This is a genomic window from Bacillus sp. CFBP9009, from assembly GCF_036541465.1.
Lineage (GTDB): Bacteria > Bacillota > Bacilli > Bacillales > DSM-1321 > Peribacillus.
Window position 1 is genome coordinate 740,986 of record NZ_JAZHFU010000001.1, and the last position, 16,393, is coordinate 757,378.

Annotated in this window: 13 protein-coding genes; 12 read left to right on the top strand and 1 reads right to left on the bottom strand. The window is 42.5% G+C overall.

What is annotated here, in order from left to right; genetic code table 11:
• Position 1 precedes the first annotated feature (1 nt).
• The 12 genes from ilvN to yihA all read left to right on the top strand — a co-directional run bounded on the left by ilvN (position 2) and on the right by yihA (position 15,746).
• Positions 2-514, top strand: a complete 513-nt coding sequence (ilvN, locus tag V3595_RS03845; RefSeq protein ID WP_101222819.1) for an acetolactate synthase small subunit — start codon at positions 2-4, stop codon at positions 512-514.
• A 61-nt stretch (positions 515-575) separates the two neighbouring features.
• Entirely contained in the window at positions 576-1,604 is a 1,029-nt protein-coding gene (gene ilvC, locus V3595_RS03850; protein ID WP_101222818.1) for a ketol-acid reductoisomerase, read from the top strand.
• Positions 1,591-3,126, top strand: a complete 1,536-nt coding sequence (locus tag V3595_RS03855; protein ID WP_350299633.1) for a 2-isopropylmalate synthase — start codon at positions 1,591-1,593, stop codon at positions 3,124-3,126. Before ilvC ends, V3595_RS03855 begins: the two co-directional genes overlap by 14 nt.
• A gap of 15 nt (positions 3,127-3,141) precedes the next feature.
• Positions 3,142-4,254 (top strand): 3-isopropylmalate dehydrogenase, encoded by a 1,113-nt coding sequence (gene leuB / locus V3595_RS03860; protein WP_402898151.1) that lies wholly within the window; start codon positions 3,142-3,144, stop codon positions 4,252-4,254.
• A gap of 70 nt (positions 4,255-4,324) precedes the next feature.
• A complete protein-coding gene (leuC, locus tag V3595_RS03865) occupies positions 4,325-5,734 on the top strand; it encodes a 3-isopropylmalate dehydratase large subunit (protein WP_137020103.1) in 1,410 nt (469 codons plus the stop codon).
• A gap of 28 nt (positions 5,735-5,762) precedes the next feature.
• On the top strand, positions 5,763-6,362 hold the full coding sequence (gene leuD, locus V3595_RS03870; RefSeq protein WP_241593815.1) for a 3-isopropylmalate dehydratase small subunit: 600 nt from the start codon (positions 5,763-5,765) through the stop codon (positions 6,360-6,362).
• A 165-nt stretch (positions 6,363-6,527) separates the two neighbouring features.
• Positions 6,528-7,562 carry a tetratricopeptide repeat protein gene (locus V3595_RS03875; RefSeq protein ID WP_485905475.1) on the top strand — a complete coding sequence of 345 codons (1,035 nt, stop codon included), beginning with the start codon at positions 6,528-6,530 and terminating at the stop codon, positions 7,560-7,562.
• Positions 7,563-7,746: 184 nt separating this feature from the next.
• Entirely contained in the window at positions 7,747-9,039 is a 1,293-nt protein-coding gene (tig, locus tag V3595_RS03880; RefSeq protein ID WP_485905476.1) for a trigger factor, read from the top strand.
• A 431-nt stretch (positions 9,040-9,470) separates the two neighbouring features.
• The gene (clpX, locus tag V3595_RS03885) at positions 9,471-10,739 is read left to right on the top strand and encodes an ATP-dependent protease ATP-binding subunit ClpX (RefSeq protein WP_057276653.1); all 1,269 of its coding nucleotides are present in this window, start codon (positions 9,471-9,473) and stop codon (positions 10,737-10,739) included.
• 181 nt (positions 10,740-10,920) lie between these two features.
• Positions 10,921-12,591, top strand: a complete 1,671-nt coding sequence (gene lonB, locus V3595_RS03890) for an ATP-dependent protease LonB (protein ID WP_350299629.1) — start codon at positions 10,921-10,923, stop codon at positions 12,589-12,591.
• A 255-nt stretch (positions 12,592-12,846) separates the two neighbouring features.
• Positions 12,847-15,168 (top strand): endopeptidase La, encoded by a 2,322-nt coding sequence (gene lon / locus V3595_RS03895; protein WP_137020107.1) that lies wholly within the window; start codon positions 12,847-12,849, stop codon positions 15,166-15,168.
• Positions 15,165-15,746 carry a ribosome biogenesis GTP-binding protein YihA/YsxC gene (gene yihA, locus V3595_RS03900; protein WP_034308918.1) on the top strand — a complete coding sequence of 194 codons (582 nt, stop codon included), beginning with the start codon at positions 15,165-15,167 and terminating at the stop codon, positions 15,744-15,746. The genes lon and yihA overlap by 4 nt, the downstream gene beginning before the upstream one ends.
• Before the next feature lie 55 nt (positions 15,747-15,801).
• Here the strand turns inward: yihA and V3595_RS03905 are convergent, their stop codons facing one another.
• Complete coding sequence (locus V3595_RS03905) at positions 15,802-16,284, bottom strand: LiaI-LiaF-like domain-containing protein (RefSeq protein WP_101222808.1); 483 nt, start codon at positions 16,282-16,284, stop codon at positions 15,802-15,804.
• Positions 16,285-16,393 lie beyond the last annotated feature (109 nt).

The following is a 16,393-nucleotide window of genomic DNA, read 5'->3' on the forward strand; positions in this document are numbered from 1 at the left end:
AATGAAGGGAATTCTTAGCCTCACCGTGAACAACAGGCCAGGCGTCCTGAATCGGATTACGAACCTGTTCACGAAAAGAAATTATAACATTGAAGGCATGACTGTCGGACCTTCCGAACAGGATGGCATTTCAAGGATGACCTTCGTGGTCGATGTTGATGACGAAGCTGTCATTGAACAGATCACCAAGCAATTGAATAAGCAGATCGATGTTTTGAAAGTATATGATATTACGAATCAATCGATTGTAGCGAGGGAACTTGCACTCATTAAAATATTGGTGACTACACAAACCCGAGCCGAGATTTATTCAGTCATCGAACCCTTCCGAGCTTCAGTTATTGATGTCAGTAAAGATAGCCTGACAGTTCAAATCACAGGGGAATCGGATAAAATCGAAGCCTTCATTGAACTGATCAAGCCATATGGCATCAAGGAATTGGCAAGGACAGGGACAGCCGCCATCCCGCGTGGAATGCAAATTGCACACGCTAAGAGTGCGACAATCGTATAAAACAAAAAACAAAACAAAAAACAAAACAAAAAACAATGATGAAAAGGGAGATGTAATTATTATGGCAAAAGTATATTATAACGCAGAAGCAAACGAGAATTTCTTCAACAATAAAAAGGTAGCGGTCATCGGATATGGATCACAAGGACACGCACACGCACAAAACCTACGTGACAGCGGTGTAGATGTAATCATCGGAATCAGGAAAGGTAAATCCTTCGATAAAGCGGTGGAAGACGGCTTTAATGTTTACACGGTGAAAGAGGCAGCTGAACAGGCAGACGTGATCATGAACCTATTACCGGATGAAACTCAGCCGAAAGTATATCAAGAAGAAATCAAACCGGTATTGCGTGCAGGTCAAGCGTTAATGTTCGCACACGGATTCAACGTCCATTTCAATCAAATCGTTCCTCCGGCAGACGTAGATGTATTATTAGTCGCTCCAAAGGGTCCGGGACATCTTGTTCGCCGTACATATGAACAAGGTGCAGGGGTGCCGGCATTATTCGCCATCTATCAAAATGTTACGGGTGAAGCAAAAGATTTGGCCCTTGCGTACGCTCGGGGAATCGGCTCTTTAAGAGCTGGAGGTTTGGAAACTACATTCCAGGAAGAAACGGAAACGGATCTATTTGGAGAGCAGGCCGTACTTTGCGGCGGATTGACTGCCCTTGTGAAAGCTGGATTCGAAACCTTGACAGAAGCTGGATACCAACCGGAAGTAGCATATTTCGAGTGTTTACATGAACTTAAATTAATCATCGACCTTATGTATGAAGGCGGTATGGAAAACATGCGCTATTCCATTTCTGACACAGCTCAATGGGGAGATTTCGTTTCTGGACCACGCGTTGTGACGGAAACTACGAAAGAGGCAATGAAAGCGATCTTGAAAGACATCCAAGACGGTGAGTTCGCTAAAGGATGGATCTTGGAAAACCAAGCGAATCGTCCAGTCTTCAATGCTATCAATAATCGTGAAAACCAACATCAAATCGAAGTGGTTGGCCGTGAATTAAGAAAAATGATGCCATTCGTAAAACCTCAACAAAAAGAGAAAGAAGTGGTAGCCGTTGCGAAAAATTAACATATTTGAAACTACACTTCGAGATGGGGAGCAATCAGCCGGTGTAAATTTGAATTTTACCGAAAAACTTGAAATTGCTTATCAGCTTGAAAGATTGGGTGTTGATATTATCGAAGCCGGTTTTCCGGCAGCATCCAAAGGGGATTTCAACTCCGTACAGGAAATCGCGCGCAAAATCAAAAACAGCTCTGTCACAGGGCTGGCGCGTGCTGTAAAAGGAGATATCGATGCAGCTTGGGATTCATTAAGGGGCGGAGAAGAACCAAGGTTGCATACTTTCATCGCCACTTCGCCCATTCATCGTGAATATAAGTTGAAAATGTCGAAGCAGCAAGTTATTGAAAAGGCAGTTGAGATGGTCAAGTACGGGGCAGCGCGTTTTCCGATCGTACAATGGTCTGCAGAAGATGCAAGCCGTACAGAACTTGACTATTTGGCTGAAATCGTCGAAGCGGTCATTCAAGCTGGTGCTAAGGTCATTAACATCCCGGATACTGTTGGATATGCAGCTCCAATCGAGTACGGAAACATTTTCAGATACCTTCGTGAACATGTTCCTTCTATTGATAAAGTTAGTTTATCCGCACACTGCCATGACGATCTTGGAATGGCGACGGCCAATTCATTGGCTGCCATCGAAGGCGGAGCTACGCAAGTCGAAGGCACAATCAACGGAATTGGTGAACGTGCCGGAAACGTGGCGCTTGAAGAAGTGGCCATGGCACTTTACATCCGTAAAGATTTCTATCAAGCGGAAACGGGTCTTGTATTGAATGAAATAAAAAGGACCAGTGATTTGGTCAGCCGTCTTACGGGAATGCAAGTACCTGCTAATAAAGCCATTATTGGTGCCAATGCATACGCACATGAATCTGGCATTCACCAGGATGGCGTGTTAAAAGAAAAAACGACATATGAAATCATTTCACCTGAACTTGTCGGGGTTTCGTCCAACTCACTAGTTTTAGGAAAGCATTCAGGACGCCATGCTTTCAAAGAAAGATTACAAGAGTTGAATTTTACGGTAACGGATGAGGAAATGAACTCATTATTCATTCAGTTCAAGGAATTGGCTGATAATAAAAAGAACATGACGGATGAAGATATCGTTGCGCTGGTGCTTGAAGAGAAAGCGACGGATATCAGTTTTTATGACATGATTTCCTTACAGATTTCCCATGGTACCCATCAGACGGCGACAGCGACGGTCACACTGAAAAAAGGCGATAATGAAGAGATTCAGGAAGCGGCTACAGGTGCAGGAAGTGTAGAAGCCTTATATAACACGCTTGAAAGGTGTTTGGGCAGCGAGATCAACTTGTTGGACTATCGAATTCAATCGGTGGGCGGCGGAATGGATGCCCTTGCTCAGGTTTTTGTGAAAATTGATTATAACGGTGTGGAAACAAGCGGCAGGGGTCTTGATCAGGACGTCTTGGAAGCATCCGCCAAAGCGTATTTGAACGCTGTGAACCGTGTGATCATCATGAAGGAACTGGAAGAAAAAGCAGTATTACAATAGGAAGGGGAGATTTCGATGAAAAGGAATATTGCGGTGCTTCAAGGAGATGGCATCGGGAAAGAAGTAACAAGAGGCGCTGTAGAAATCCTCGAAGCCGTTGCCCAAAGATATGGACACGATTTTGAATTTCAATATGGTGAGATTGGCGGCGGGGCCATCGATAACACAGGTTCACCCCTGCCGGATGAAACAGTGGAGATTTGTAAAAACAGCGATGCGGTATTATTAGGGGCCGTTGGAGGACCTAAGTGGGATGACCAGCCTGCGCACCTAAGACCGGAACGAGGTTTGTTGAAAATCCGAAAAGATTTGAATCTTTATGCTAACATCCGTCCAATCAGCTATTATTCCAGCTTGTCGGAATCTTCTCCTCTTAAAAAGGAATTCATTGAAGATGTGGATTTCGTGATTGTCAGGGAACTAACTGGCGGCCTTTATTTCGGAAAGCCAAGTGAGCGCGTTGAAAAAGAAGGGAAAGAGGCGGTCGTCGATACACTTTTCTATCAGAAAAGCGAAATGAAGCGCATCATTGAACTTGCTTTTGCATTAGCATCGGATCGCAAGAAAAAAGTAACATCCGTGGATAAAGCGAATGTTCTTGAATCCAGCAGGATGTGGCGTGAGACGGCTGAAGAAATTGCCAAGGACTATCCGGATGTAATCCTTGAACATATGCTTGTTGATAATGCAGCCATGCAATTGATCAAAAACCCGAAACAATTTGATATTATCGTGACGGAGAATATGTTCGGTGATATTTTAAGCGACGAAGCGTCGGTATTGACTGGCTCGCTTGGAATGCTTCCTTCCGCCTCCATATCAACAAATGGGCCTAATCTATATGAACCGATCCATGGCTCCGCCCCGGATATCGCAGGCAAAAACCTGGCTAATCCGATTGGGACGATTTTATCAGCGGCTTCCATGCTGCGTCTGTCCTTTGGTTTGGAAGATGAGGCGAAAGCCGTTGAGCAGGCGGTGGAAACGGTCCTTGAATATGGCTTAAGAACAGGCGATATCGCAAATGGCCAACCAAGTATTACGTCCACTACAGAGATGATTGCAGAAATAAAAGCAAATCTTTTAGACCAGGAAGCCATTTCCAACATCATGGGAGCTTACGCATAAACTTCTTTCACGGCCTAACATTAGGCCGTGTTTTTTAAAAAAATACAAGATTGATCGAGGTGGGATAGTGATGGGAAAGTCGATAATAGAGAAAATATGGGATCGCCATATTGTAAATGAAGAGGAGAATAAACCGGATTTAATTTATATAGACCTTCAATATATTCATGAAGTGACCTCTCCGCAAGCATTTGAAGGATTGAGATTAAAAGGACGCACAGTCAGGAGACCCGATCGTACTTTCGCGACAATGGATCATAATGTGCCAACCGTTAATCGCTATTTCATCGAGGATGATATTGCAAGGAAACAACTAGAGGCGCTTGAGCAAAACTGTAAGGAGTTCGGTATCCGCCTTGCTGATTTAGACAGTCCTGATCAAGGTATCGTTCACGTTATCGGGCCGGAATTAGGGCTTACACAGCCAGGGATGACGATTGTCTGCGGAGACAGTCATACTTCCACACATGGTGCGTTTGGCTCGATTGCATTTGGAATCGGTACGAGTGAGGTCGAACATGTTTTGGCCACTCAAACCCTATGGCAAACTAAACCGAAAACATTAAAGCTTGAGGTTAATGGCAAGCTTGGTCATGGTGTGATGGCGAAAGATGTCATTTTATATGTGATTTCTAAATTCGGCGTCAATTTCGGTACTGGACATATCATTGAGTATTGCGGTGAAGTTTTCCGGGATATGTCGATGGAAGAGAGAATGACGGTTTGCAATATGTCGATCGAAGGCGGGGCAAGAGCGGGGCTGGTAGCTCCCGATGAAACAACGTTCTCTTATTTGAAAGGTCGTAAATATTTGCCGAAAGGAGAAGAGTTCGAGCGATGTGTTCAGGACTGGAAGTCACTTTCCAGTGATGAGGATGCTGTTTATGACCAAGAAATCATTCTTGATGGCAGTTTGATTCCACCAATGGTGAGCTGGGGGACGAATCCTGGAATGGCTAGTGGCGTGGACGGTAAAGTGCCTACCTTCGCGGAAGATATCATGGATCCCAAGGAACTGAATCGAGCCATTGAGTATATGGGTCTTAAGGAAGGCATGCCGATCACGGAAATTCCCGTACAACATGTTTTCATAGGATCGTGTACCAATTCACGCATTGAGGACTTACGGCAAGCTGCAGAAATGATTGAAGGCCAAACTGTTCAAAAAGGAGTTCGGGCGATGGTCGTTCCCGGTTCACAAAGCGTCAAAAGGCAAGCGGAAGATGAAGGGTTGGATGAAATTTTCAAATCTGCGGGCTTCGAATGGCGTGAATCGGGCTGCAGCATGTGCCTGAGCATGAATCCTGACGTGGTTCCGGCCGGTGAGCATTGTGCCTCCACAAGTAATCGGAACTTCGAAGGCAGGCAAGGCGCTGGAGCAAGAACGCACCTGGTTAGTCCGGCTATGGCTGCCGCGGCCGCCATTCATGGGAAATTTGTCGATATTAGGAATTTGAAAAGAACTGAACAAGTCCATTAAGAATACGAATTAACCGGAGGTGCATAGAATGGAACCCATTACTATATATAAAGGAAGAGCGGCGGCACTTGACCGTAAAAACGTGGATACGGACCAAATCATTCCAAAGCAATTTTTAAAACGGATTGAGCGAAGCGGATTTGGCGAATTTTTATTCTATAACTGGCGTTTTGATGAAAATGGAAAGAAGCGTCCTGATTTTGAATTGAATCAGCCTCATAATCAAAACACGTCCATTTTAATAGCAGGAGAAAATTTTGGCTGCGGTTCTTCGCGTGAGCATGCCCCTTGGTCATTGAAAGACTACGGATTCGATATCATCATCGCTCCGTCTTATGCAGATATCTTTAAAAGTAATTGCATGAAAAATGGCATGGTCCCCATCGCTTTAACCCAGGCTGAAGTAAACTATTTAATGGAGAGAGTGTCCGCACCTGACTATGAGTTGACGATCGACCTTCCCAATCAGACATTGAATGATGGTCAAGGGTTTGAAACAAGCTTTGAAATTCATCCATATTGGAAGGAAATGCTCATCAAAGGCTGGGATGAAATTTCGATAACGCTTCAATATGATAAAGAGATTTCTGCCTATGAATCTCAAAAAAAGGCTGTTTCGAGTATTTAATAGAAGAAGGTCATATCCCGTTCTCCTTTCTTAATTTGAAAGGATGCGGGATTTTTTTATCTGGGAAAGAAAGAAAGGTGTTCATCCGCCCATATAAATTTTGTGTTTCCTGCTATTACATGCTAAACTGTTTTTCAAAAAGCGAACGGTGAGGCGGAAAATAGGATGGATAATGAGAATAACCAAAAGAAGGCCGGAGAAACCAAGATTATCGCCTTTCCAAATCTCGGTGAAAGGCTGATTGCAAAGGGACTGGATGAGCTTGGAAACAGAAACTTTAAAGCGGCTGCACAGCTTTTCAGCCAAGCCAGGGAGTATGAGCCCGAGAATGATGAAGTTTGCATGGGGCTAGTGGTCTCGCTAGTCGAACTTGAGCATTACAAGGAGTCAAAAGAGTTGTGTATAGAGATGCTGAATAAAGGCATCGGTGACTATTTTCAACTGATCAATATTTATTTGATGGTACTGCTGCAATTAGGTGAGCATCAGGAAATGGTCACGACGATCGAACTGCTATTTGAAGAAAGCCAAATTCCCTTTGATAAAGAGGAACATTTCGAAAAGATGCTTCAGTTCAGTAAAAGGGCCCTTGAGGATAAAAAAGAGGAGAAGGAAAGGCAAAATCAGCAGCTTTCGGAGGAATTGCAGGAGGATGAACTTTTTGAAGGGAAAACGGATAATGAAATGCTAATGGTCATTTCAAAACTCACGAATATCAATATTCGACCATTTATCCCTCAAATCGAAAAATTTCTACAAAAAGATGAGGGACACCCTTTCTTTAAAACGATGCTCCTTAACATCCTTATCGACCAGGAATATAACGAGGAAGTGACGTTGAGGAAATTCAATCAATCGAAGTCGGTCATACCAAGGGAATTGAAAAGTTTGAAGGAGACGGACTTCTATAAGAAGATAACCGGACTGACCGAAGCGGAAATCAGTCAGGATAATCCGAGCTTATTTGAAATGGTCCATAGTTTGATTGAACGTCATTCCTTTTTATTGTTTCCTTTTGAACCCGGATCTGAAAGCTTGCCAGCATGGGCAGCTGCCTATCATGCCTTGGCTGAAGAATACATGACCGGGGAAGTTTTCGGTAGGGACTTAGCGGACCTGTACCAGGCTGATGAGGAAAGCATTGCGGATATTCTTTCCTATATAAAAGAAATTGAAGAAATTTCTTATCCCATTATTTAAGCTATTGCTGTTGTAACAGATTAATCCTGTGGTATAATGTAGTGGTTGTAATGTATATTCGTCTAATTTTGACGATTTCCCCAATATTTTTTGGGTATATTTGAAGGATGACTTGTTAACACTTGCAAAGCATATTCATCCAATGCTTATTATTGAAGTATATAGATTTTTTGGAGGGAAACACATGTCTGTAAAATGGGAAAAACAAGAAGGTAATCAAGGCGTACTAACAATTGAAGTTGACGCTGCAAAAGTAAACGAAGGTTTAGACGCAGCTTTCAAAAAAGTAGTGAAACAAGTAAATGTACCTGGCTTCCGTAAAGGTAAAATGCCACGTCAAATGTTCGAAAAAAAATTCGGCGTAGAATCACTTTACCAAGATGCGCTTGATATCATTCTTCCAGATGCTTATGCAAATGCTGTCGAAGAAGCTGGAATTCAGCCTGTAGATCGTCCTGAAATCGACATCGAGAAAATGGAAAAAGGCGAAAACCTAATCTTCACTGCAACTGTAACAGTTAAGCCTGAAGTTAAATTGGGAGATTACAAAGGTGTTGAAGTTGAAAAATTCAATACTGAAGTAACTGACGAAGATGTTGAAAACGAATTGAAAACTTTACAAGAGCGTCAAGCTGAGCTTGTCGTTAAAGAAGAAGGACAAGTTGCTGAAGGCGATACAGTTGTTCTTGACTTTGAAGGATTCGTTGATGGTGAAGCATTCGAAGGCGGAGCTTCAGAAAACCATTCATTGGAAATCGGTTCAAACTCTTTCATTCCAGGATTTGAAGAGCAACTTGTCGGTCTTGAAACTGGCGCTGAAAAAGATATCGAAGTTACATTCCCTGAAGAATACCATGCTGCTGAACTTGCAGGTAAACCAGCAGTATTCAAAGTGAAAATTCACGAAATCAAAACAAAACAACTTCCTGAGTTGGATGATGAGTTCGCGAAAGATGTCGACGACGAAGTGGAAACTTTGGCTGAACTTAAAGAAAAAACAAAACATAAATTAGAGCATGACAAAAAACACGAAGAAGAAAACTTCATTCAAAACACTGTAATTGGTAAAGCTGTTGAAGGCGCAGAAATGGACGTTCCTGAAGCGATGATTTCAAATGAAGTTGACCGCATGATGAATGAGTTCTCTCAACGCATTCAATCTCAAGGTCTGAATTTGGAACTTTACTACCAATTCTCAGGTCAAGACGAAGAAGCTTTAAAAGCGCAAATGAAAGAAGAAGCTGAAGGACAAGTTCGTACGAGCCTAACTCTTGAAGCAATCGCTGAAGTTGAAAAACTTGAAGCGACTGACGAAGATGTAGAAGCTGAACTTACACAAATGGCTACTATGTACAATATGGAAGTTGACGCGATCAAACAAGCTCTTGGAAACTTAGAAGGAATCAAAGGCGATCTTAAAATTAAGAAAGCAATTGACTTCTTGGTAGAAAACAGCAAAACAGTTGACGCAAAATAATTTTTATAAATAAGTAGATTTAAATATTTCCTTTAAAAAAACAAGGCGCGAGTAATCGTGCCTTGTTTTATACATATTGAGAATTAGTGTAAATTTCAAATATCGGTTATTTCCTGATTGATTTTTTTTGGATTTCAGTGTAGATTAGTTCTAATACCGCATATACATATTTATACAGCAAATCCTGCTTTTAAAAATCCAAAGTTTTGGGCATACTGGTAAAGGGCAAATACATATTGATTGATTATTGTACTTATTTAACAACTCGGACGCGTGAGCATTTTTGTTACTAAACTTCCAAGAACATGATAAAATGCAAAACATACTAGGGATTTTGGAATGCTTAAGTAGATGTGTGCCTAGTTTTTTTCAATACGATTGGGTACCGCTATGTAATAGAGTTGGAAGAGTATTTAAAGGGGTGAACGTACATGTTTAAATTTAATGATGAAAAAGGACAGTTAAAATGTTCTTTTTGCGGTAAAACACAAGAACAAGTCCGTAAACTGGTTGCTGGTCCAGGTGTCTATATTTGTGACGAGTGTATAGAACTTTGTACGGAGATCGTCGAAGAAGAGCTGGGCACTGATGAAGAAGTAGAATTCAGGGATGTTCCTAAACCTATGGAAATCCGTGAAATTCTTGACGAATATGTGATTGGACAAGAACAGGCAAAGAAATCTTTGGCTGTCGCTGTTTACAACCATTATAAACGTATCAATTCCAATAGCAAAGTTGACGATGTTGAGCTTTCTAAAAGTAACATCGCCCTGATCGGACCGACGGGAAGCGGGAAAACCCTTCTTGCGCAAACATTGGCGCGATTACTGAATGTTCCTTTTGCGATTGCTGATGCCACTTCATTGACGGAAGCTGGATATGTTGGGGAAGATGTCGAAAACATCCTTCTAAAGCTGATCCAAGCCGCTGATTATGATGTGGAAAAAGCGGAAAAAGGCATCATTTATATTGATGAAATCGATAAAGTTGCCCGTAAATCGGAAAATCCTTCTATTACACGTGACGTGTCTGGTGAAGGTGTGCAACAAGCATTATTGAAAATCCTTGAAGGAACGGTTGCAAGCGTTCCGCCTCAAGGTGGACGTAAACATCCACATCAGGAATTCATCCAAATTGATACGACCAACATTTTGTTCATCTGCGGCGGTGCCTTTGATGGCATCGAACCGATCATCAAACGCCGTCTTGGTCAAAAAGTCATTGGTTTTGGCTCTGACGTGAAAAAGGATGATGTTGCAGAAAAAGAATTGCTTTCAAAAGTCCTTCCTGAAGACTTGCTTCGTTTCGGATTAATTCCGGAATTCATCGGTCGTCTTCCGGTAATTGCGACTCTTGAGCAATTGGATGAAGCTGCGTTGATTGAAATCCTTACACAGCCGAAAAATGCCCTTGTTAAACAATATCAAAAGTTGCTTGAGCTTGACGATGTTGAATTGGAATTCGAACAGGAAGCGCTAAGTGAAATTGCTAAAAAGGCAATTGAACGTAAAACTGGTGCACGTGGTCTGCGATCCATCATCGAGGGCATCATTCTTGAAGTGATGTTCGACCTGCCTTCACGTGATGATGTTGCAAAATGTGTAATCACAGGCAGCACGATTTCGAAAAATGAATCTCCAAAGCTCGTCCTTAAAGACGGTACAACCATCAAAGGACAAGAAAAGAAAACATCTGCTTGATTTATAAGGAATAGAAAGACTGCCAGTTCATCTGGCAGTCTTTTTCTTTGTCTTTTTTTCAAATTGTTGTTATTTAGGATAAAAACGCCAAATTTTCAACACGAATTTCTTGGATAATTTCGCCCTTCCAAAGGAGATACTAACAGAAATGACAAACTAGGAGAGAGCAGGAGGGAATACGATGAATTGGACAGGATTGGCGTTGTTTATCCAGCTGTTTTTTGGGATTATTATTGGATTGTATTTTTTGAACTTATTGAAAGGCCAGCGGACACAAAAAGTTTCCATTGACCGTGATTCACGTAAGGAGATGGACCAATTACGGAAGATGAGATCGATTTCGTTAACAGAGCCATTGGCAGAGAAAGTCAGACCAAGCACATTTAATGAAATCATCGGTCAAGAAGATGGGATTAAATCTTTAAAAGCTGCTTTATGCGGGCCGAATCCTCAGCATGTGATAATTTACGGTCCTCCAGGGGTAGGGAAAACGGCAGCTGCCAGACTTGTTTTGGAAGAGGCGAAGAAAAATGGCAAGTCCCCTTTTAAGAATTCAGCCGTTTTCGTTGAATTGGACGCCACCACAGCCAGGTTCGATGAACGGGGGATTGCCGATCCGCTCATTGGTTCTGTGCACGATCCAATCTATCAAGGAGCCGGGGCAATGGGACAGGCAGGCATTCCGCAGCCAAAGCAGGGTGCAGTCAGCAATGCTCATGGAGGCGTACTGTTCATAGATGAAATTGGGGAGCTTCATCCAATACAGATGAATAAACTGTTAAAGGTATTGGAGGATCGTAAGGTCTTTCTGGAAAGTGCTTATTATCAAGAGGAAAATCAAAATATTCCCACTCACATCCATGATATTTTTAAAAATGGACTGCCGGCCGACTTTCGATTGATTGGGGCCACAACTAGAACACCAAATGAAATCGCGCCTGCGATACGCTCAAGATGCATAGAAGTGTTTTTCCGTGAACTTGACCGTGAGGAAATAATCACCGTGGCTAAGAATGCCTCAGATAAAGTGGGGATCACCATCAGTGAAAAAGGCTTGCAGTCGATCTCGGATTATGCCCGAAATGGCAGGGAAGCTGTCAACATGATTCAGACTCTTTCTGGAATATCAATTAATGAAAACAGGACTTTTATCAGAGAAGAAGATATAGATTGGATGGCCCATAGCAGCCAGCTGACCCAAAGAATGGACAGGAAAATAGAAGCGAATTCTAAAATAGGTCTTGTCAACGGTCTTGCAGTTTATGGTCCCAACAGCGGGGCGTTGCTGGAAATCGAAGTTACGGTTATGGCCGCTACTGATGAAAAAGGATCGATAAACATTACTGGCATCGTTGAAGAAGAAAGTATCGGCGGCGGAAGTGGGAAATCGATTCGCCGCAAGAGCATGGCAAAAGGTTCAATTGAAAATGTCATTACGGTTTTACGGTCGATGGGAGTGCCTGCCGATCAATTCGATATCCATGTGAACTTTCCGGGCGGAAGTCCAGTAGATGGCCCTTCTGCAGGAATTGCAATGGCCACAGGCATATACTCGGCCATATATAAAATCCCTGTTGATCACACAGTGGCGATGACTGGAGAAATAAGCATTCATGGCGGCGTTAAACCGATCGGCGGTGTCATTCCGAAAATCAAGGCAGCAAAACTGGCCGGGGCAAAGAAAGTAATCGTCCCAGCCGAAAACATGCAGCCACTTCTATCTGAAATCAAGGATATAGAAATCATTCCCGTTTCGAATGTGAAAGAAGTGCTGGATCAGGCACTGAAAAAAGAATTGATGTCGGAACAAATCCTCACAACCTTGGACCTATCAAAAAAAGAAAGTGTATAGAGGAAATGCCCCGGCTAAAAACAAGAACCGGGGCATTTTAAGGACCATATTGGCGTTCCGGACAAACCTGAAGTAAAAATAAACACGCATTCAGACGTGCTTTTTTATCTAATATTGGAGATAATAATAGCAGTCGAAACGTGTTAAGGTAAACGAATAGACACTTCTATATAAATAGGATAGAATTGTTAAAAGGTTGAGAACATGGGTAAATAGTTTACAACGACGATACTAATTAGATGGAGGTGTCAGGAAATGACTGATAAAGAAATCATCGTCCCCCTCCTGCCGCTTAGAGGACTGCTTGTATATCCAACGATGGTACTTCATTTAGATGTAGGCCGAGATAAATCGGTACAAGCCCTTGAGAAAGCAATGGTGGAAGACCATCTTATATTTTTGACGACACAACAAGATGTTTCGTTGGACGAACCAGGTGAAGAAGATTTATTTACAATGGGAACTTTAACAAAGGTAAAACAGATGCTGAAGCTTCCAAATGGTACAATCCGGGTGTTGGTGGAAGGGTTGAACCGCGCAGAAGTCATTGAATTTTACGATTATGAGACACATTATGGTGCCAAGATTAAAATATATGAAGACAGTGATGAAAAGGATGCTGAACATCAGGCATTAATGCGCACCCTACTGGATTATTTTGAACAATACATAAAAATGTCCAAGAAAATAACCGGTGAAACGTTTTCGTCCACTTCGGATATTGAAGAGCCTGGACGATTAGCGGATATAATCGCTTCCCATTTGCCTTTGAAATTGAAGGAGAAGCAAGAAGTGCTTGAGACCATTGATATGAAAGAGCGTTTAAGCCGTGTAATCGAGATCATCAATAACGAGAAAGAAGTTCTTTTTCTCGAGAAAAAGATCGGCCAGCGTGTTAAGCGTTCGATGGAACGTACTCAAAAGGAATATTATTTACGAGAACAAATGAAAGCGATCCAAAAGGAATTGGGAGATAAAGAAGGAAAAACAGGGGAAATTGAGGTTCTCAACGAAAAGATAGAAGAAGCGGAAATGCCTGAGCACATCAAAGAAACGGCACTAAAGGAATTGGACCGTTATGAAAAGGTTCCTTCCAGCTCGGCCGAAAGTTCTGTCATCCGCAATTATATCGAATGGTTGATCTCGCTTCCTTGGACCAAAGCGACCAAAGATGACTTGAATATTCATAAAGCCGAAAAAATCCTGAACCGGGACCATCATGGTTTGGAAAAGGTGAAGGAGCGGGTGCTTGAGTATCTGGCCGTCCAGCAATTGACCAATTCATTGAAGGGACCGATCCTTTGCTTGGTGGGACCGCCAGGGGTCGGGAAAACCAGCTTGGCTAAATCGATCGCTTCATCGCTGAATAGGAATTTCGTCCGTATATCTTTAGGTGGGGTGCGCGATGAATCAGAAATCCGCGGACATCGCCGTACATATGTAGGGGCGATGCCAGGAAGGATCATTCAAGGCATGAAAAAAGCTGGAACGATCAATCCAGTCTTTTTACTGGACGAAGTGGATAAGATGTCCAATGACTTTAGGGGAGATCCATCTGCAGCGATGCTGGAGGTGCTCGATCCAGAGCAAAATCATAATTTCAGTGATCATTATATTGAAGAAACTTACGATCTTTCCAAAGTCATGTTCGTGGCGACGGCGAATAATTTGGGATCGATTCCTGGCCCGCTTCGTGATCGTATGGAAATCATTTCGATTGCAGGTTATACTGAGATAGAGAAACTTCATATAGCCAAGGATCACTTGCTGCCTAGACAGCTGGAAAACCATGGTTTATTGAAGACACAACTGCAAATTCGTGAGGAAGCTCTTACAAAAATCATCCGTTATTATACTCGGGAAGCCGGTGTTCGAAGTTTGGAGCGACAGCTTGCAGGCATCTGTCGGAAGACTGCAAAAATCATCGTGTCCGGAGATAAAAAGCGGGTCGTCATATCAGAAAAGAATGTCGAGGAGTTTTTAGGGAAAACCATGTTCCATTATGGACAGGCGGAGGTCGAGAACCAAGTCGGTGTAGCTAATGGATTAGCATACACGTCGGTAGGCGGCGATACGCTGCAAATCGAGGTTTCCTTATCACCAGGTAAAGGCAAGCTGATCCTGACAGGAAAGCTTGGCGATGTAATGAAAGAGTCAGCCCAGGCTGCTTTCAGTTATGTCCGTTCAAAAACCGAGAAACTTCAGATTGATGCGAACTTCCATGAAAAATATGATATTCATATTCATGTCCCTGAAGGTGCGGTCCCAAAAGATGGCCCTTCTGCAGGCATCACGATTGCAACAGCGTTAATATCGGCCCTTACAAATAGGCCGATCAGAAAAGAGGTAGGCATGACAGGCGAAATTACATTACGCGGACGGGTTCTTCCGATCGGCGGGCTTAAAGAAAAATCTTTAGCGGCCCATCGCGCAGGACTTACGAAAATCATCATCCCGCAAAATAACGAAAAGGATATTGATGATATCCCGGAAAGTGTCCGTAAAGCATTAACATTTGTTCCAGTTTCACACGTCGATGAAGTCCTTGAGCATGCATTGGTAGGTGTGAACGAATGAAAGTGACGAGTTCAGATATTGTCATCAGTGCTGTGAAGCCTGAACAATATCCCAATACTCCAATACCGGAATTTGCCTTGGCAGGCCGTTCCAACGTTGGAAAATCCAGTTTCATCAACAAAATGATCAACCGAAAAAACTTGGCGCGCACATCCTCTAAACCGGGTAAGACGCAGACCTTGAATTTTTATATCATAAATGAAGCACTCCATTTTGTGGATGTACCGGGTTATGGTTATGCAAAAGTATCCAAGACGGAACGTGATGCTTGGGGAAAAATGATCGAAACGTACTTCACTTCCAGAGACCAGCTCCGCGCTGCGCTTCTGATTGTGGATTTGCGTCATCCGCCTACAAAGGATGATATCGCGATGTATGAATTCCTGAAGCATTATGATCTGCCCCGGATCGTCATTGCAACCAAAGCGGATAAGATTCCAAAAGGCAAATGGCAGAAACACTTGAAAATCACGCGCCAAACGTTAAATATGGAAAAAGAAGATGAATTGCTTCTATTCTCTGGTGAAACAGGCGAAGGCAAGGAACAAGCCTGGGGCGTCCTTAAGAAATATATGTAAAAGAAAAGGGTATTCCGCATCAGGAATACCCTTTTTCATTTGGAATCGGAAATTCTCACTTTTTTCGAACCAAAAAATAAATGCCGATTGCCATCAACGCAAATGGCCAAAACCTTTCGATGTTCGCAGTGCTTGTTTCAACAAGCCCAAAAGACGATGTGATTTGATCATAGAATAAGAAAGTGATCGAGATGAGAAGTATTACCATCCCGTGAAACATTCCAGAATTTGTTTTACGTGCCCGGAGAATAAATCCCAGCGAAATGATTAAAATAAAGATACCTATATTATCCGGCCAAATATCCAGATTCTCGACGATATGGAAGTGAGCCCCGAACCCCAGTAAGATGACGCCTGGCAGGATGGACTCATATTCATTACCGCTATATGCCTGAATCAGGAAGGCTGCACCAACTATACATAATAAAGTGGGCCAGCTGAAAAAGCCTGGAAAGATTTCGATTTGGGAATGTTCAAGAAAAAAATAGAGCCCGAAACCGATTAATACGATTCCTGGAAAAATACGCTGCGTTTTCATTTTATCCTCCTATGCAATTCGATTACTTGAAGTTTTTTGCCATTTTTGATATGGTACTTTTGTACACAATGTCGAAATATGTATGTAACTTACCAATCCCGCTTAGACA